The sequence below is a fragment of the Phenylobacterium sp. genome, from assembly GCF_046290725.1.
Taxonomy (GTDB): Bacteria; Pseudomonadota; Alphaproteobacteria; order Caulobacterales; family Caulobacteraceae; genus Phenylobacterium.
In genome coordinates, this window is the sequence record NZ_JBKBUH010000003.1 from 191252 (window position 1) to 208301 (window position 17050).

The window sequence follows — 17050 nt, forward strand, 5'->3', positions numbered from 1 at the left end:
GAACCTCGTCCTATCGGGCGATCAGTTGAATGAGGGGGAGCGGGCTTTCAGCCGCTTCCAGGTGCGCAACCGCGTCCACCACCGTCTGGGCGCGTTTGGGCCCAAGGCTTGGCCCCATCAGGTCCAGCGCCTTGGCCTCGACATCCGCCCTGCCCATGGGGTGGGTGGGGTAGCCGAGTACGTGGGGCACAAAAGCGCTCTCCTGCCGGCCATCGGCCAGCCGCACCGTCACGCGCGCCGATTCCGGGCGAGGCGCGGGCGGAGGCGCTTCCTGAGCCGGATCGTGGCGGATCTCCACACGCGCCATCAGCGCGCGCGCAGCCTCGTCATCGGCCATCCGCTCAAGGCTTTGTGCGGAGACGAAGTCCAAGCGTCCGTCGATGAGGATGATCGCGGTCAGATAGCGGAGGTTCAGCGCCGGCATGGCGGCGTCGCGGAAGGCCTGCCAGCGCCCGGGCATCTCGATGAGGACCGACTGGACGGGTGTCTGGCCGATCGAAGGCAGGAGGCCGAGCAGGGCCTCGACGGCCGGCTGGGTCGGCCCGCCGACCGGATAGCGCTTGAAAGCCGTCAGCGGCAGTTCCGAGCGCTCGCCAAGACCTTCCACCAGATAGGCCCTGTCGGCGTCGCCGCCGGAGAAGAGCTGCCCCCGCATCCAGCCTGAGGGATGGTCCAGCGCCCCGCGCACGCCGCGGAAGCCGGCGTGCGCCATCAGCGCCGCATGAAGGCCGGCCCGCGCGCCGAGCCCTGCGAAGACAAAGGACTTTTCGATGTGCTCGACGTCCAGCAGCCACTGCCAGGAGCCGGCCGCCTGCTGGGCGCAATAGGTCCAGACATCGCCCATCCGCGCCTGCGGCAGCCGCAGGAGGATCGCCGCGGCCGTCGCCGCCCCGAAGATCGGCCCGATCCCGTGATTGGCGAGACCCGCCTTGCGGAGGTTCTCGACCCCGAGCGCCTTGGGCATGCGGCCGGCGATCTCGTAGCCGGCGATCACAGCGCGCAGCAGGTCCGCGCCGCTTGCGCCATGGCGCTCCGCCACGGCGAAGGCGACGCCGACGACAGCGGGCCCAGGCTGCACGAAGGCCGAGGGAATGAAGTCGTTGATCTCCGCGCCGTGGGCCGTCATGGCGCTTGCAAAAGCTGCGTCCACCAGGCTGGCGCGCAAGCCTGTGCCCAGGATGGTGGCGGCCGCGGCGGACGCATCGCCGCTAAGCGCGACGGCGTAGTCTTGAGCGAGCCTCGCAGGCTCAAGGTCGCGGCAGGCGACGATCGAGGCGAGCGTATCGAGGATGTGGAGGCGGCCAAGCTCGCAGTGGTCTTGCGGCGGGTCGGCGGCGAGCGCGCCGGCCACATAGGCGCCAAGCGCAGGCTCGACCAGCATCGCCGCGTCTGGAGCCTTCATGGGCGGTCGAGGGCTTCGGCCATGCGCGCGCAGGCCTCCAGCAGCGCTTCGGCGGCGGCTTCCCGCTTGCCGCCCGCCAGGCGATCGCTGGGCGCGGAGATGGAAAGGGCTGCGGTTGGGGGTGCGCCTCCGGTTACGACCGCAGCGCCGATGCTCGTGACGCCAGGGCTGTAACCGGAGAGCGCGTATCCCCGCCGCCTGGCCTCGTCGAGCTCGGCCAGGATGGCGGGGATATCGATGGGGCGACGGGCGTTCAGCCGATCAAGGATCTCGGCGGCGTCGGTACGCGCCGCGAGCAGGGCCTTGCCGCTCGCCGTCAGAGGCGCTGGGACGCGGCTGCCCACGCGCGTCCTGAACTTTACCGGCCGGGGGGCGACCAGCTTCTCCAGATAGACCACGTCCTCGCCCGAAAGGATCGTCAGGCTGACCGTCTCGCCTGTGGCGCGCTGCAGGCCATGCAGGAAGCCTGCGGCCGCTCGCCGGATCGGAAGCTCGGCCACCACCCCTGCGCCAAGCTCCCAAGCCTTCAGGCTCGCGCGGTAGCGGGAGGAGGGGATTTGCTCGGCATAGCCCAGCGCGCACAGCGTGCCGATGATCCGATGCGCCGTGCTCTTCTGCAGACCGGTCGCCGCAGCAAGGTCCGAGAGCCGCGCGCCGTCGGGCGCGCCGGCCATGGCCTCCAAAAGCTGAAAACTGCGCGCCACCGCCCGATCCATGATCGCTCGGACCATCCCCTAGATTTGAGGCGCCATACTGGCATAGGCTAACGCGGCATTCCAAGACGTAGAATTCTATTCCGCCTGACGGAACAAAAGTGAGGGGAGGGAGCGATGGAGTTCATTGGGGAACGAACCCGAGACGGCGTCACCCGGCGGGAATTTCGGCTCATAGTCCAAGGCGATGTTGTGCCCGGCTGCATTTGGGCTCCGGAGGGCGCACGAGGACCGCGTCCCTTGATCCTCATGGGGCATGGCGGCTCGCAGCATAAGAAGGTCGCCAATATCGAGGCGGCGGCGCAGTCCCACGCCCGAGAACTTGGCTATGCGACCGTGGCCATCGACGCCCCGGGCCATGGCGACCGCGTGACGCGCGAAGAGGCCGAGAAGGCGCGGGCGGCGGCGCTGGCCGCTGGCCAGCGCGCCCGCCAAGGCGACCGCCCGCGAGCATCCCGCATCCCTGGCAACGCGCCCAAGGCGGTGGCGGAGTGGAAGGCGGTGCTGGACGCGGTGCAGGCGCTCGACATGGTCGGCGCAGGCGGACCGGTCGGCTACTGGGGCGTCTCCATGGGAACCCGGTTTGGCGTGCCCTTCGTGGCCGAAGAGCCGCGGATCGCCTGCGCGGTCTTTGGCCTGTTCGGCGTCTTCCCGGGCCTCGAAGACCACAAGGCCGCTGCCGAGAAGATCCGGATCCCGGTCATGTTCGTCTATCAGTGGGACGATGAGCTGATGTCGCGCGACCAGGGCCTGGCGCTGTTCGACGCCTTCGGCTCGCCTGAGAAGACGATGCACGTCAATCCAGGCGGCCACCTCGCAATACCCGCCCACGAGCGGGACGCGTGGCTGGCCTTCTGGCGCCGTCACCTTGAGCCGCAAGCCGCATCAGCCGAGCTGGCGTGAGCCGCGCTCGCCCCTTCCCGGGTGCGACAGGACGACAAGGTGCGATTGCGGGCGCCGAAGCCAGGAGGTGACTTCCGCCGGGCGATCGCGTCCCAAGCGTGCTGTAGTTTCGACTTATTGAGCCAGGCCCGCATGATCGCCATGGATTCAGGCGCGAGGCGAGCAGGCGAGGCGCGATCTTCCTCCCGGGGGCGGTCAACCTTCCCGGTCCATAGGGGAGGGGAGACGGATCCATGTCGATTTCGGCCGCGCCGCGCCGTGAGGGATCGCGCACCTCGATCATAGCCGCGGCCGTGGCGACCGGGCTGGCCGGGACGTTCGATCTCGTCTGGGCCTCCAGCCTCGGCCTGGTTCACGGGCGGTCCTTCGCCAAGGTGTGGCAGTCGGTGGCGAGCGGTTGGCTGGGGGCCGAGGCCTATGCGGCCGGCGCGGCCGCGGTCTGGCTCGGCGTGGCGACCCACTTCGGGATCATGGCGGCGATGGCCGCGACCTACGCCGTCCTCCTCCGGTGGTCGGGCTTCCTTCGCCGCCGCAGGCTGCTGGGCGGCGCCCTTTACGGCGTCGCGCTGTTCGGCGTGATGAACGGCCTTGTCCTGCCGCTGCGCTGGCCGGAGGTCTTTCCCCGCTGGAACGGCCTCTGGTCGGTGCTGGAGCTGCTGGCGCACATCGGCGTCGGCTTGATCCTGGCCGCCGTCTTTCGGCGCGTTTCGTCCAGCCGCTGAGGGTTCAGCGTCCCTCCGGGCCACAGGTCGAACAACCGTTGGCTTACGCTTCGGAAAGCTGACAGTTCTCTCCCGAACGGAATCGCGCCGGCTGGCTTCGGGAGCCCTTCATGCAGTTCGACGATGTGATCCTCGGTCGCCGCAGCATCCGCGGCTACAAGCCCGATCCGGTGCCGCGGGCGCTCATCGAGGAGATCCTTGCCCTGGCGATGCGCGCGCCGTCCTCGATGAACACCCAGCCCTGGAATTTCTACGTCGTCACGGGGGACGCTCTGGACCGCATCCGCGCCGGCAACACCGAGCGGATGGTGGCGGGCGTGCCGCAATCGCGCGAGTTCCGCACCGGCCAACCCTTCGAAGGCCTGCATCGCGAGCGGCAGATCGGCGTCGCCAAGCAGCTGTTCGGCGCCATGGGGATCGCGCGGGACGACAAGGAAAAGCGCCAGGACTGGGTGCTGCGCGGCTTCCGCCAGTTCGACGCGCCAGTCTGCATCATCGTGACCTATGACCGGGTCCTGGACGGCAGCGACGACACGCCCTTCGATTGCGGCGCGGTGACCAACGCGCTGGTGAACGCCGCATGGTCCCGCGGACTCGGCGCGGTGATCAACAGCCAAGGCATTATGCAGTCGCCGGTCGTGCGCGAACATGCCGGCATCGCCGAGGATCAGGTGATCATGAAGGCCATTGCGCTTGGCTGGCCCGACGACAGCTTCCCAGCCAATGCGGTGGTCTCCGAACGCAAGCCGGTCGCCGAGGCGGCGGTGTTCGTCGGTTTCGACGACTAGGAAATCTGGCGCCCCGGTGTCGGGCGTGCTTGGCTCAGCGGGCGTCCCGGGCCGCTTGGGCGACCGCCCCGGCCTTGCGCTGCCGTCCGCGTTCCATGGGGCGGATCAGGTTCTCCCGCCGCTCGCTGGCGGCGAGCTTCATCCCGCGATGGGCGTGGCGCGTGTTCGGCGGCGCCGAACCCTTGCTCGCCTGTTTTAGCGCCAGTGCGCGCTGGGCGTTCTCAACCATCGCAATACTGCCGGCCATCCGCCGCCGCCGCTCGCCTTCGCTGTTGAGTCGCCGCACCGCGGCGGAAAGCACCGCCAGCTTGAGCTTCGAACCCTCGTCGGCCCGGGAAGGGGTCGCACCCCGGGGCTCCGATTTGCCCCGCATCTCCCGGCGACGCTGGCGGGCCTGGTCGGCGGCGCGATCCCGGCGCTCGCGGACCAGCTTGGTAAGCCGCGCCAGCTCGGCGTCGGGCAGGTCCTGGAGTTCCGGGTGATGGGTTCCAGCCACCAGTTCTCGTTCGTCGGCGTCGAGGGCTCGGGCTTCCTGTTTCCGGTTGATGCTCATCGCTCTCCCTTGTCGTCGTCGGGCAGGGCTTGGTCCCCATTCGTCGGGGGACAACGGGCGGTCGCCGCCGTCGTTCCAGGCGATGGGCGGGTTCCGATCGCCGGCTCGCCCGGCGCTTCCAGGGCTCACGCCGCATCATCGATCCAGGCGCAGCGTCATCGGAGCGTGCGCGACGACTCTCCCTCTCCCGCGACAGCTTCGTGACACAACACCCGACCGGCGCCCTCCGGCTCGGCGGCCCGAGGCTTCGCGCCGCGGCCGCCAGCGGATCGCAGCGCCCGGCGGGTCGATCGCCGGGATCCGGATCTGGAGGGGCGCGGCCGCCGCCCGGCACGGCCGCAGGAGAAGAAGAGTGAAAACCCAAGTCTCTCGGGCGCGCCTCCTGGCGTCGTCCATCATTTGCAGCGCAGCCTTCGCCGGCGCCGTTCCCGCCTTCGCCCAGGAGGCCGCGGTCGAGGAGGTGGTGGTCACCGGTTCGCGCATCGCGCGCCAGGACTTCGTGGCCGCAAGCCCGATCGCCACGGTCACGGGCGAGCAGGTGGTCGCCAACGCCGACGTGACGCTCGACACCTATCTGAACACCCTGCCGCAGGTGAACCCCGCGGGCACGTCGACCTCCAACAATCCGGGGAACGCCGGCCAGGCCAATATCGATCTGCGCGGCTTGGGCGCCATCCGCAACCTCGTGCTCGTCGACGGGCGCCGGCCGATGTTCTCGGGCAATACGCTGACGGTCGACGTCAACACCATTCCCCAGGCGATGATCGAAAACGTCGAGATCATCACCGGCGGGGCGGGGGCCACCTATGGCGCCGACGCTGTCTCGGGCGTGGTGAACCTGAAGCTGAAGCGCAACTTCGAAGGCCTCGACTTCCGCGCGGCCTATTCCGACTCCACCGAGTACCACGACGCCAAGGAATACCAGGTGTCCTTCGTGCTCGGCGGCAACTTCGCCGACGGCAGGGGCAACGCCATTCTCGGTTTTGACCGTTCGGTGCGCGAGGAGATCACCAAGGGTCAGCGGCCGTTCGCGGCGCTCGCCACCTCCACAACCGGCACCCCGCCGGCCGGCGCGATTCGGTTCAACAGCTCCAATCCCATCCCCCTTGTGGCGGTGCAGAACCTGTTCGCCGGGTACGGCGTGGGACCCGGCGCTGTCACCAGCGGCTCGGGCCTCCTGGGCTTCAATCTCGACGGAAGCCTCTACTACACCGGGGTCGCCAACAATCCGGCCTTGAACGTCCAGAACTTCAAGTATCCCATCGACGTCAACGTCAATACGCGCTTCTACCCGGATTTCTATTCCTACAACTTCGACGCTCCCAACGCGCTGGTCCTGCCGCTGGAGCGCTATTCGTTCCTTTCCAAGCTCGACTACGAGTTCGAGAACCGGGTGAGGGCCTTCGCCCAGGTCGGCTACACCGAATACACCGCCGTCACCTCGCTGGCTCCGACGCCCATCCCCACCGTACAGACCGCGGCGCCCGGGCGGGCGACTTCGCTGCAGGTTTCCTCGCCGCTCGTCACGCCGGGCCAATCCATCGGCAGCAACCTGGTGGTCCCGGTCACTAACCCGTTCATCCCTCAGGACCTGCGCACCCTGCTGGCGGCTCGGACCGGCGATGACCCGCTGCTGGTCGGCTCGGGCGCGAACGAGCCCTTCCTTTTCGCCTTCCGGCCGCTCGGTTTCGGGGCGCGGACGGCGACCTTCGACAACCGGGTGGTCAACTATCTGGCGGGCGTAAGCTTCCCAGTCGGCGATACTTTCAAAGTCGAGGCCTATGTCAGCCGCGGCACGACCGACATCACCCGCGTCCAGGGCGGCAACATCGACACCCAGCGCCTGACCGACGTGCTCGGCCACCCCGACCAGAACCCGGCCGGCTCCAACGGCGCCTGCCGCACCCAGAACTTCTTCGGCGATCGGCCGATGAGCGCCTCCTGCCGCGACTATCTCGCCACCTTCGTCACCCGCGTGGAGCGCTATGAGCAGACCATCGCCCAGGCCTTCATCGGGGGAAACCTATTCGAGATCCCGGCTGGTCCGGTCTCGGTGGTGCTGGGCGCCGAACACCGGGAGATCGACTACACCCTGCGCTTCGCCTCCAATCCGGGGCCGTTCTCCGGCTTCAACGTCGGCAGCCCCGAGGCGGGCTCGTCGAACTTCAACGACATCTTCGCCGAAGCGCTGGTCCCGCTGCTGGCCGACATGCCCTATGTGGACAAGCTCGAGCTCGGCCTCGGCGCCCGCTACTCCTGGGCCCAGTTCGAGAATACCCTCACGGGCGGCGGCAGCGACGCCCGCGGCTCGGCCGCCTATAAGGCCGAACTCAATTGGGCGGCCACCGATTGGGCCAGGCTCCGGGCGTCCTACCAGCGGGCTGTGCGCGAGCCGAGTTTCGCCGAACTCTTCGTGGGCACCGCCGCAGCGCCCCAGATCCTCGACCCCTGTTCGCCCTTCACCCAGGGGTGGCAGACCAACGCCCAGCTGCGGGCGCTCTGCATCGCCCAAGGGGTGGGGCCGAACGGCGCTCCCACCGCGCCGGGCTCCCAGGCTAGCATATTCCTCTCGGGCAATGAGACTCTCGGCCCCGAGAAGGGCGATACCTTCACCGCCGGCCTGGTGCTGAGCTCGCCCTGGCGGAACCAATGGCTCGACCGCGCACGGGTCTCGATCGATTACTACAGCATCGAGATCAAGGACCCGATCCTTCTGTTTGACACCAACACCGCGCTTGCGGCCTGCTACAACTATCTCGGCACCAACCCGACCTATTCGCCGGACTACTTCTACTGCCGCGGGGTGCGCCGCACCGGCGGATCGCTGACGGGCGCGAATATCTCCAACCCCGACAATCCCGCCAACGGCGAGTGGCCGCTGGAGAACGGCGGTCTCATCAAGACCTCGGGCCTCGACTTCCAGTTCGCCTACGGCTTCGACTGGGCCTGGTTTGGCGCGCCGGACTGGATGGGGCGTGTGGACGTCAACCTGCTGCTCACCCACGTGCTGGAGTACAAGCAGTCAGACCGCCAGGGGCTGCCGGAGATCGACTACACCGGCACCATCACCTATTTCGGGGCCGGGCTGGGCACCAGCTTCCCCGACTGGAAGGCCACGCTCAGCGCCCGCTGGATGCTGGATGCCGTGGGCGCCTTCGGCTGGGAGGCCCAGACCTTCAGCCTCGGGACCCGTGTCCGCTACATCGACGCCATGGAGAACCGCCAGTTCCGGCAGTATCCGGGGGAGCCCTTCCTCGGCACCGCCGGCGTCGCCTCCAACGTGCCGGCCACCTGGTACATCGACCTCGACGCCAAGCTGGGGCTTACCGACAACGTCGAACTGACCATCGGGGTCAACAATCTCACCGACCAGCAGCCCCGCCTCTACGGGCCAAACATGCAGTCGGGCACCGAGCCCTCCACCTACGACGTCGTCGGCCGACGCCTCTTCGGCCAGGTCCGGCTGCGGTTCTGATCCCCCCGCAGCCTCGCGGGCGGCCGCACCCCACGCGGCCGCCCGCATCTTTCGAGACATCGGAAAAGGAGGAGGCATGGACCTGGACCTCGCTGCAGCCGTAGCCCGCCGCCACGCCCAGGCCCTCGAAGACTACTGGCGCACGGCCGAGTCTTCAGGGGCCCCACTCGCTGCGTCCCGCCGGATCGCCGCCGTCGCCTGCCTGGGGGCGGCCGAACTGGGTGTCGCGCCGGCGGCCCTTGCGCCGGTCGCGGCGGCGGCCGTCGACCGGCTCGGCAACGGCTATTCGGCCGCCAGCCTGAAGAAGCACCTTTCGGAGGCCCGCGCCGTCCTCGCCCACGCCCGCTGCGCAGGAGCGACGGGCCAGGACCTGGCCGCCGTCGCCACAATCGTGGCCGACATCAGCCTCGCCGAGGCCAGGCGCCAGAGAGCTCAGGCCCTGGCCGGCCGAAAGGGCGGGCGGCCCAGGACGGGGCGGAGAAAGGCCCTCGATGCGGTCCGCAGACTGCTGGCGCGATCCGAACAGGGCGACGCCGTGGCTCATGCGGAGCTTCGGGAGATCGAGGCCGCCGTCGCAAGAGCGCATCTTGCACGCGCGAAATCGCGGCCGATCCACGTCCGGAGCGAGGCGTCGACGTCGATCCAGGTCACGCCCACGGCTTAGAGGCGCCCGTCCGCCGATAGCGGCGGTCCAGGCCTCCTCAGGCGCGCCGCAGCTGGGCCGGCGTCAGGCCCAGGATCCGCCGCGTCCACCGCGCCATATGACTCTGATGGGCGAAGCCGCAGGCCAGCGCGATCTCGGCCTGTCCCGACCGGCCCGCCAGAAGCAGGTCCCGCGCCCGGGCGACGCGGCGCTCCATGACATAGGCGTGAACAGACCGGCCCATGGTGCGGCGGAACAGGGCGCTCAGGTGCGGCACGCTGAGCCCCGCGGCCCTGGCGATGTCGGCGAGCGGCAGGTCTTCCGCGAGGTGGGCCTCAATATGCTCGATCACCCGCCGCAGCTGCGGGCGCGACATCGCATGCGAGCCGGAGAGCCCGCGGCGATGGAAATCCTTGACCAGGCGCAGGGCGAGCGCATTGGCGAGGCTGTCGGCGAACAGCCGGCCGCCGGGCGTATCGCACTCCAGCTCGGCCAGGAGCGCCCGCACGACGTGCTCGATCCGGCCGTCGCGGCCGCCGAGCAGCGGCGCCGGATCGGCCGCGCCCGCCGGCGCGCCCATGGCGTCGGCCGCATCGAGAAGAAGGCGCGGCGTGAGCCGGATGGAGACCATCTCCGCTGGCGCGGCGTCTTCCCAGAACCCCTCGGCCCCCGCCGGCAGCAGATCGAAGTCTCCAGCTGTCTGCAACCGGCGCCCCGAAAGGTCCGCGCAGGCGCAAAGGGTTGGCACCGGTGAGCCGAGATAGAAGATCAGGCGATGTTCGGGCGCGGCCTGCGCCTCGTACCGACCAGGCGTCACCGAGAGCCGGCGGGCGCCGAAACTTCCCCAGTCGCGGCTTGGCCCGTTCGTGAAGGTGGGATGCGGCGGCTTGCGCGCCGGCCCGCGAGCGGTCGGCCGGGAGATCGCCAGGTTCATGCTTCGCCTCGCATAACGGGGGCCGGCGGCTCATCGCGGCTCGGGCGGCGATATTCTTACCCCGGAAACAAGCTCGGGCGAGCGGCCGAGGCGCACGTATCCTCGATTTCGGCGCAAATCATCAAAACAGGTGCAAACAGCGCCATCGGGAACCTGGCGCGCAGAATCCTGACAGCGTGTCGCGCGCACGGACTATCAGGGAGCTGCCTGAGCCGTGGTTCAGGTCGAGGTCGGATGGCCTGGCGCCGATCCGGGTCCGCCGCCTTCCAGACCGCGTAGTTCCGCCTCGGCCTCGGAGAGCAGCTGAAGCAGCATGGCCTGCTTCTGCGCATCGGGGGACTGGGCCAATTGCGCCTGGTAGCGCGCGATGTTTTGCTCCAGTTGGTAGCGCTTGTCGCGGTCGCTGACGCTGGCCATCGCTGACGCCTCCCGTAGGTTGCAGATTACCCGTTCCGAGCGCGGAGTCGAGAACTAGCCCGCATTCAGTCCTGGGCCAGGCGCCTGGCCTACAGCACGTCCAACGGGATCTTGAGGTAGCGGACGCCGTTGTCCTCCGGCTCGGGCAGGCGGCCTGCGCGCATGTTGACCTGGATCGAGGGGAGGATCAGGCGGGGCATGTCGAGCGTCTTGTCGCGGGCCTCGCGCAGGGCCACGAACTCCGCTTCGCTCACGCCTTCCCGCACGTGCACGTTCGCCTCGCGCTGATCGGCCACCGTCGTTTCCCAGGCATAGGTTTCCCGGCCCGGCGCCTTGTAGTCGTGGCACAGGAACATGCGCGTCTCGCCCGGCAGCTGCAGCAGGCGCCGGACCGAATGGTAGAGGGTCGCTGCGTCTCCGCCCGGAAAGTCGCAGCGGGCGGTGCCGTAGTCGGGCATGAACAGCGTGTCGCCGACAAAGGCCGCGTCCCCGATCACATAGCTCATGCAGGCGGGCGTGTGGCCGGGCGTGTGCAGCGCGATCGCCTGGAGCCCGCCAATGGCGAAACGGTCGCCGTCCCGGAACAGCCGGTCGAACTGGCGGCCGTCGCGGGCGAACTCGGTGCCGGCGTTGAAGAGCTTGCCGAACACCTCCTGCACCTGGACGATCCGCTCGCCGATGGCGAGCTGGCCCCCGACCTCCGCCTGCAGATAGGGCGCGGCGGAAAAGTGGTCGGCGTGGGCGTGGGTCTCCAGCTGCCAAACGACCTCGAGACCTTCTTCGCGGATGTAGGCGGCGACGGCGTCGGCCGAGCTGCGGCCGGTGCGTCCGGCGGCGGGATCGTAATCGAGCACGCTGTCGATCACCGCGGCGGCCTGCGAGCCCGGATCGCGCACCACATAGCTCACTGTGAAGGTGGCTTCGTCGAAGAAGGCCTTCACCACCGGCCGCTTGGCCGGATCCTGCAACGCCGCCTGAACGATCTGCGTCGCGGCGAGGCGGGCCGGGTCGGAGCCCGGCGTCTGGGCTGGCATGGCGGAAATCCCTTGTCTTGCGTTCGCTGGACACAATATATATTCGCATATACGAATATACAAGATGGACGCGATGCTCACCCTCACAACCACGACCATCGCCGCGGCCCTGGCGAGCGGAGCCCTGGTCGGGCTGCTGCTCGGCCTGTTCGGCGGCGGCGGTTCGGTGCTCGCCACGCCGCTCCTGCTCTATGTGGTGGGCGTGCGTGATCCCCACGTGGCGATCGGGACCTCGGCCGCGGCGGTGGCGGTCAGTGCGGCGTTGAACCTTGTCGGCCACGCCAGGGGCGGGCGGGTGAAGTGGTCCTGCGCCAGCGTCTTCGCCGGGGCCGGGCTCATCGGTTCCATTCTGGGCTCCAGCCTGGCCAAGATGGTCGACGGCCAGCGCCTGCTGTTCTTCTTCGCCCTCGCCATGGCGGCGATCGCGCTGTCCATGCTCCGGCGCCCGAAGTCGGAGGGCGATCCCGGCGTTCGGATCAACTGGCGCCTGACCCTGAAGCTTGCGCCCATGGGCGTGCTGACGGGGCTCGCCGCCGGCTTCTTCGGCATTGGCGGCGGCTTCCTGATCGTGCCGGGCCTGATGGCGGCCACCGGCATGACGCTCGCCAACGCCTCGGCTTCGTCGCTGGTTTCGGTGGCGCTGTTCGGCTCGGCGACCTCGCTGAACTTCGCCCAGTCGGGTCTGGTGGATTGGCCGGTGGCCGGCCTGTTCATCCTGGGCGGCCTGGTCGGTGGGATCCTCGGCGTGCGCGCCGCCGGCCGTCTCGCAAGCCACGCCCTTGCGGCGCGGCGCCTGTTCGCGGGCCTCGTGCTGCTGGTCGCGGCCTATGTGGCCTGGCGCGCCGTCGCCGGCTGATCGGGGTTAGCCCGTCATCGGGGCCTCGCCCCGATAGATTTCCGCCAGGGTCGCAAGCACCTTCGACGCCGCCGGATCTTCCAGGCGGTAATAGATGGTCTGGGCTTCGCGACGCGTCTCCACCAGCCCCTCGGCGCGCATCTTGGCCAAGTGCTGCGACGTGGCCGACTGGGCCAGGCCCGCATGCTCGGCCAGAACGCCAACGGAGGCCTCGCCCTCCACCAGCCGGCAGAGAATCGCCAGGCGCTGCTCGCTCGCCAACAGCTTAAGCAGCCGCGCGGCTTGATTTGCGCAGTCGCGGAGCGCCGAGATGTCGTGGGCGGCGTCAGTCATCTGCTCGATGTAGAATATTCGCAGGCAGGTTCAAGCCGCCGTCGCCGGCCGCCCATCGTCGCGCAGCACCACGTAGATGGCCGGGATCACCAGCACCGTCAGCAGGGTGGAGGAGGCCAGGCCGAACAGCAGCGAGATCGCCAGGCCCTGGAAGATCGGGTCGGTCAGGATCACGGCCGCCCCGATCATCGCCGCAAGGGCGGTCAGCAGGATCGGCTTGAACCGGATAGCCCCGGCCTCCAGCAGTACGTCGCGCAACGGCCGGTCCGCGCCCTGGGCGTGGCGGATGAAGTCCACCAGCAGGATCGAATTGCGCACGATTATGCCGGCTAGGGCGATGAAGCCGATCATCGAGGTGGCGGTGAACGGCGCCTGGAACAGGATGTGGCCGATCACGATGCCCACCAGGGTTAGGGGAATGGGGGTCAGGATGACCAGCGGAAGCCGGAAGCTTTTGAACTGGGCCACCACCAGGACGTAGATCCCGAGCAAGGCGACGCCGAAGGCCGCACCCATGTCGCGGAAGGTCACCCAGGTGATCTCCCATTCGCCGTCCCAGAGCACGGTGGGGCCGTGTTCTGTCGGCGGTTGGCCATGCAGGCGCACCTGCGGTTCCTGCAATGCGCCCCAGTCGGCGTTCTTAATGGCCTTGTTGACCTCGAGCATGCCGTAGATCGGGGCTTCGTACGCGCCGGCCAATTCGGCCATCACCATGTCCACGTCGCGGCCGTCGCGCCGGAAGACCTGAGTGGAGCCGGGCTCTTCGGAAGCTTCGACCACCTCGCCGAGCTCGACCAGCCGCCCGTCCTTGGCGCGCGCCACGGGAAGCGTCGCCAGGCCTTCGCCCCAGGTGCGGGCCGACTGCGGCAGGCGCACGGCGATCTCCAGCGGGTCGCGCCCCGCGCCACGATGGGCGTAGCCCACCACCTGGCCGCCCAGCGCGGCGGCGATGGAGTTCTGGACTTCCCCTTCGCTGACGCCGAGCGCCTCCAGTCGCGCCCGGTCGGGCGTCAGTTGCAGGTTGGGCCGCGGCAGGCCGTAGCTGTCGTCCACATCGACGATATAGGGGACGTCGCGGAACATGGCCTTCACCCGCTCGGCCACCGCGCGCCGTGTCGCCGCGTCCGGGCCGTAGACCTCCGCCAGCAAGGTGGCCATGACCGGCGGGCCGGGCGGGGCTTCCACGACCTTGACGGCGCCGCCGGCAGGGAGTTCCAGCCGCGCCAGTCGCCGGCGCAGGTCGAGCGCGATCTCGTGGCTGTTGCGCTTGCGCTCGCCCTTGGGCGCCAGGGCCACGGCCAGATCGCCCATTTCGGGCCGATTGCGCAGGTAGTAGTGGCGGACCAGGCCGTTGAAGTTGAAGGGGGAGGCGGTCCCCGCATAGGCGTCGATGGCGGAGACCTCGGGCAGGGTGCGGGCGATGGCGGCGGCTTCGGCGAGCGTGCGCTCCGTCTCCTCCAGCGAGGTCCCTTCCGGCAGGTCGAGCACCACCTGCAACTCGGATTTGTTGTCGAACGGCAGCAGCTTCACCGTCACCGTCTTGGTGGCGAACATCGCGCAGGCGACCAGGGTGGCCACGCCCACGCCGATCAGGAAACGCCAGGCCGAGCGGCGGCTGGCGATCACCCGACCGGCCACCCGGCGATAGAGCCGGCCGATCTTGCCCTCCTCGTGGTCGCCGTGGCCGCCGGCGGCCAGCGTCCGGCGCGCGAAGCGGATCATCAGCCAGGGCGCGATCACCACGGCGACGAAGAACGAAAACACCATGGCCGCCGAGGCGTTGATCGGGATCGGCGCCATGTAGGGGCCCATCAAGCCGCTCACGAACAGCATGGGCAGTAGGGCCGCCACCACGGTGAGGGTCGCTACGACGGTGGGGTTGCCCACCTCCGCCACTGCCTCGACCGCGGCCTGTACGCGGCTGCGGCCGTCGTTCCTCGCCCAGTGCCGGGCGATGTTCTCGATCATGACGATCGCGTCGTCGACCAGGATGCCGATGGAGAAGATCAGGGCGAAGAGGCTGACCCGGTTGATGGTGTAGCCCATCAGGTTCGAGGCGAAGAGGGTCAGAAGGATGGTCGTGGGAATGACGACGGCGGTCACCGCCGCCTCGCGCCAGCCGATGGCGAAGCCGATCAGGACAACGATGGAGACGGTTGCGAGACCCAGGTGGAACAGGAGTTCGTTGGCCTTCTCGTTAGCCGTCTCGCCATAGTCGCGGGTCACCGCCACATCGACGCCTTCGGGCAGCAGGGGACCCTTCAGGCTCTCGACGCGCTCGAGCACGGCGTGAGAGACCACCACGGCGTTGGCGCCCTTGCGCTTGGCGATCGCCAGGCTGACGGCCGGCGCCTCGGTCCACCGCTCGCCCTGGCGGACGGCGCGCCACACACGCGCCTGGTCCTCGCGCGGGGCGACGCTCACGGTGGCCACGTCGCGCACATAGACCGGCTGACCGGAGGCGGAGGGCAGGGCGAGAAAGCCGATCTCGTCGGCGCTCGCCAGGGTCTGGCCCGACATCACGTCCACCGCGCGGCCGCCGCTGCGGATCTGGCCGGCCGGGAAGGCGCGGTTGGCTTGGCGCACGGTGTCCATCAATACGCCCAGCGAGACGCCGTGCATGGCCAGCCGAGCCGGATCGGGCTCGATGCGGATCTCCTGCGGGCGGCCCCCGACGATGAAGGTGAGGCCGACGTTCTCGACCTTGGCCACCTCCGTGCGCAGCTTGCCGGCGAGCTCGAACAGCGCCTGATCGCTCCAGGCCCCGGCGGCGCCCGGCTTGGGCGAAAGGGTCAGGACCAGGCTCGGCACGTCGTTGATGCCGCGCGTCTGGATCAGCGGCTCGGGAATTCCGGCGGGAATCCGGTCGTAATTGGCGCGGACCTTCTCATGGATCCGCACGGCGGCGGCGTCGGGGTCGACGCCGACCTCGAAGCGGGCGGTCACCATCACCTGGTTGTCCTCGGCGAAGGTGTAGACGTGCTCGACCTGGGACACGCTCTTGACGATGGTCTCCAGCGGCTTGCCCACCAGTTCCACCGCGTCAGCCGCGCGCAGGCCCGGCGCGGCCACCATGATGTCGACCATGGGCACGCTGATCTGCGGCTCCTCCTCGCGCGGGATCGAGAAGAGGGCGAGCAGGCCGACCGCAATGGCCGCCAGCAGGAACAGCGGCGTCAGCGGCGAGCCGATCGTCGCCTTCGTCAGGCGACCGGACAGGCCGAGGTTCATCGCCGCACCGCCGGGACCAGCACGTCGCCGGCCCGCAGACCGGAGAGGATTTCGACCGTCTTCTCATCCGGTCCCGGCGCCGTCTGGACGGAGACCTCGGCCGTCGAGCCGTCGGTCCGCACGAGCCGCACATAGTCGACGCCGAATCTCGTCTGGACGTAGGCGCGCGGAACGACGATGGCTTGGCGTTCGCCGACCTTCACCGCCACGCGCACCCGCTGGCCGATGCGGTCGCGGGGCAGGCCCGGCGCGGTCACGTCGGCGATCACCTGGCCGCCGCGGACCGCTGGATAGATCTCAGCGATCGTTCCTTCCCCCGCCCCCGGCAGGTCCCTTGGGTCGAGGCGCACCGGATCGCCGACCTTCAGGGCGCCGGCCCCGGCTTCGGGAAGTTCGAGGCGCACGACCACCGGCCCCGCTGTGATGGTGGCGATGCTCTGGCCCGCCATCACCACCGAACCGACCGGGGTGTCGGCTCGGAGGACCCGGCCGGCGGCCGGGGCGAGGATGACGCCCTGGGCGTCCAGCTCGGCGCTGGCGCCCCGTTGGGCTCTTGCTGCGGCCAGTTGGGCGTTCGCCGCCTTCGCCTGGGCCTCGACCTGGTCGAGCCGGGCCTTGGCGTAGACGCCTTGCGCGTAAAGCGTACGCGTGCGCGCCAGGTCCGCCTCGGCTCGCGCGGCTTCCGCGGCCGCGGCGGCGGCCTGAGCCTCGAACGCTCCGGTCTGAAGGGCGAGGCGGTCGTCGCGGACCCGCCCGATTGGCTGACCTGGGCGCACCACGTCGCCTTCCTTGACCGCGAGGGTAACCAGGGTTCCCGGGATTCGCGCCCGGGCCTCGGCCATGTCGCGGGTGGTCAAGGTCGCCGGGGCGGGCTTCATTTCGGCGACGGCTTGCGGCTGGATCGTCAGCCTTCCTGCGGCCGGCGCGGTCTCGACCTTGCGCAGCTCGGGCTCGCGCCCGCCGCAGCCGGCGAGGCCCAGGGCCGCCGCCAGGGCTCCGATCAGGTAAATCCGCGCCGCCATGGTTCGCCTCCGCAGGTCTTGGGA

15 protein-coding genes are annotated in these 17050 nt (G+C 69.4%); 6 read left to right on the top strand and 9 right to left on the bottom strand.

Annotated elements, in window-relative coordinates:
* Positions 1 to 10: 10 nt before the first annotated feature.
* Together ACK41C_RS17805 and ACK41C_RS17810 are read right to left on the bottom strand one after the other, a co-directional pair.
* On the bottom strand, positions 11 to 1402 hold the full coding sequence (locus tag ACK41C_RS17805; protein WP_409657045.1) for an MmgE/PrpD family protein: 1392 nt from the start codon (positions 1400 to 1402) through the stop codon (positions 11 to 13).
* A complete protein-coding gene (locus ACK41C_RS17810; RefSeq protein WP_409657048.1) occupies positions 1399 to 2133 on the bottom strand; it encodes an IclR family transcriptional regulator in 735 nt (244 codons plus the stop codon). The genes ACK41C_RS17805 and ACK41C_RS17810 overlap by 4 nt, the downstream gene beginning before the upstream one ends.
* Positions 2134 to 2355: 222 nt before the next feature.
* On the opposite strand from ACK41C_RS17810, the gene ACK41C_RS17815 reads away from it, so the two are divergent.
* The 3 genes from ACK41C_RS17815 (at position 2356) to ACK41C_RS17825 (ending at position 4528) form a co-directional block, all read left to right on the top strand.
* Positions 2356 to 3018, top strand: coding sequence for a hypothetical protein (locus ACK41C_RS17815; protein WP_409657052.1), 663 nt, complete (start codon positions 2356 to 2358; stop codon positions 3016 to 3018).
* A gap of 233 nt (positions 3019 to 3251) precedes the next feature.
* A complete protein-coding gene (locus tag ACK41C_RS17820) occupies positions 3252 to 3740 on the top strand; it encodes a hypothetical protein (RefSeq protein ID WP_409657055.1) in 489 nt (162 codons plus the stop codon).
* A gap of 110 nt (positions 3741 to 3850) precedes the next feature.
* On the top strand, positions 3851 to 4528 hold the full coding sequence (locus ACK41C_RS17825) for a nitroreductase (RefSeq protein ID WP_409657058.1): 678 nt from the start codon (positions 3851 to 3853) through the stop codon (positions 4526 to 4528).
* Between the two features lie 34 nt (positions 4529 to 4562).
* Here ACK41C_RS17825 and ACK41C_RS17830 read toward each other — a convergent pair whose 3' ends face one another.
* Positions 4563 to 5081 (bottom strand): hypothetical protein, encoded by a 519-nt coding sequence (locus tag ACK41C_RS17830; RefSeq protein WP_409657061.1) that lies wholly within the window; start codon positions 5079 to 5081, stop codon positions 4563 to 4565.
* A 352-nt stretch (positions 5082 to 5433) separates the two neighbouring features.
* On the opposite strand from ACK41C_RS17830, the gene ACK41C_RS17835 reads away from it, so the two are divergent.
* Positions 5434 to 8556 (top strand): TonB-dependent receptor domain-containing protein, encoded by a 3123-nt coding sequence (locus ACK41C_RS17835; RefSeq protein WP_409657064.1) that lies wholly within the window; start codon positions 5434 to 5436, stop codon positions 8554 to 8556.
* A gap of 76 nt (positions 8557 to 8632) precedes the next feature.
* Complete coding sequence (locus ACK41C_RS17840) at positions 8633 to 9220, top strand: hypothetical protein (RefSeq protein ID WP_409657067.1); 588 nt, start codon at positions 8633 to 8635, stop codon at positions 9218 to 9220.
* Between the two features lie 37 nt (positions 9221 to 9257).
* Here ACK41C_RS17840 and ACK41C_RS17845 read toward each other — a convergent pair whose 3' ends face one another.
* The 3 genes from ACK41C_RS17845 to ACK41C_RS17855 form a co-directional block, all read right to left on the bottom strand.
* The gene (locus ACK41C_RS17845) at positions 9258 to 10133 is read right to left on the bottom strand and encodes a helix-turn-helix domain-containing protein (protein ID WP_409657070.1); all 876 of its coding nucleotides are present in this window, start codon (positions 10131 to 10133) and stop codon (positions 9258 to 9260) included.
* Between the two features lie 219 nt (positions 10134 to 10352).
* The gene (locus tag ACK41C_RS17850; RefSeq protein ID WP_409657073.1) at positions 10353 to 10550 is read right to left on the bottom strand and encodes a hypothetical protein; all 198 of its coding nucleotides are present in this window, start codon (positions 10548 to 10550) and stop codon (positions 10353 to 10355) included.
* A gap of 89 nt (positions 10551 to 10639) precedes the next feature.
* Entirely contained in the window at positions 10640 to 11584 is a 945-nt protein-coding gene (locus ACK41C_RS17855) for an MBL fold metallo-hydrolase (protein WP_409657076.1), read from the bottom strand.
* Between the two features lie 73 nt (positions 11585 to 11657).
* On the opposite strand from ACK41C_RS17855, the gene ACK41C_RS17860 reads away from it, so the two are divergent.
* Positions 11658 to 12440: a sulfite exporter TauE/SafE family protein gene (locus tag ACK41C_RS17860; protein ID WP_409657078.1), complete on the top strand. Its 783-nt coding sequence runs from the start codon at positions 11658 to 11660 to the stop codon at positions 12438 to 12440.
* Between the two features lie 6 nt (positions 12441 to 12446).
* On the opposite strand, the gene ACK41C_RS17865 is transcribed toward ACK41C_RS17860, so the two are convergent.
* From ACK41C_RS17865 to ACK41C_RS17875, 3 genes are read right to left on the bottom strand one after another with little or no spacing between them, the layout of a single operon-like run.
* Positions 12447 to 12773, bottom strand: coding sequence for an ArsR/SmtB family transcription factor (locus ACK41C_RS17865; RefSeq protein ID WP_409657081.1), 327 nt, complete (start codon positions 12771 to 12773; stop codon positions 12447 to 12449).
* A 30-nt stretch (positions 12774 to 12803) separates the two neighbouring features.
* Positions 12804 to 16004: an efflux RND transporter permease subunit gene (locus ACK41C_RS17870; protein WP_409657084.1), complete on the bottom strand. Its 3201-nt coding sequence runs from the start codon at positions 16002 to 16004 to the stop codon at positions 12804 to 12806.
* Positions 16001 to 17026 carry an efflux RND transporter periplasmic adaptor subunit gene (locus ACK41C_RS17875; protein ID WP_409657087.1) on the bottom strand — a complete coding sequence of 342 codons (1026 nt, stop codon included), beginning with the start codon at positions 17024 to 17026 and terminating at the stop codon, positions 16001 to 16003. The genes ACK41C_RS17870 and ACK41C_RS17875 overlap by 4 nt, the downstream gene beginning before the upstream one ends.
* Between the last annotated feature and the right edge of the window lie 24 nt (positions 17027 to 17050).

Excerpts from the sequence above, each read along its gene's own strand:
- ACK41C_RS17805 (WP_409657045.1), bottom strand. The coding sequence starts at position 1,402 with ATGAAGGCTCCAGACGCGGCGATGCTGGTCGAGCCTGCGCTTGGCGCC.
- ACK41C_RS17810 (WP_409657048.1), bottom strand. The coding sequence starts at position 2,133 with ATGGTCCGAGCGATCATGGATCGGGCGGTGGCGCGCAGTTTTCAGCTT.
- ACK41C_RS17820 (WP_409657055.1), top strand. The coding sequence starts at position 3,252 with ATGTCGATTTCGGCCGCGCCGCGCCGTGAGGGATCGCGCACCTCGATC.
- ACK41C_RS17825 (WP_409657058.1), top strand. The coding sequence starts at position 3,851 with ATGCAGTTCGACGATGTGATCCTCGGTCGCCGCAGCATCCGCGGCTAC.
- ACK41C_RS17830 (WP_409657061.1), bottom strand. The coding sequence starts at position 5,081 with ATGAGCATCAACCGGAAACAGGAAGCCCGAGCCCTCGACGCCGACGAA.
- ACK41C_RS17840 (WP_409657067.1), top strand. The coding sequence starts at position 8,633 with ATGGACCTGGACCTCGCTGCAGCCGTAGCCCGCCGCCACGCCCAGGCC.
- ACK41C_RS17845 (WP_409657070.1), bottom strand. The coding sequence starts at position 10,133 with ATGAACCTGGCGATCTCCCGGCCGACCGCTCGCGGGCCGGCGCGCAAG.
- ACK41C_RS17850 (WP_409657073.1), bottom strand. The coding sequence starts at position 10,550 with ATGGCCAGCGTCAGCGACCGCGACAAGCGCTACCAACTGGAGCAAAAC.
- ACK41C_RS17855 (WP_409657076.1), bottom strand. The coding sequence starts at position 11,584 with ATGCCAGCCCAGACGCCGGGCTCCGACCCGGCCCGCCTCGCCGCGACG.
- ACK41C_RS17860 (WP_409657078.1), top strand. The coding sequence starts at position 11,658 with ATGCTCACCCTCACAACCACGACCATCGCCGCGGCCCTGGCGAGCGGA.
- ACK41C_RS17865 (WP_409657081.1), bottom strand. The coding sequence starts at position 12,773 with ATGACTGACGCCGCCCACGACATCTCGGCGCTCCGCGACTGCGCAAAT.
- ACK41C_RS17870 (WP_409657084.1), bottom strand. The coding sequence starts at position 16,004 with ATGAACCTCGGCCTGTCCGGTCGCCTGACGAAGGCGACGATCGGCTCG.
- ACK41C_RS17875 (WP_409657087.1), bottom strand. The coding sequence starts at position 17,026 with ATGGCGGCGCGGATTTACCTGATCGGAGCCCTGGCGGCGGCCCTGGGC.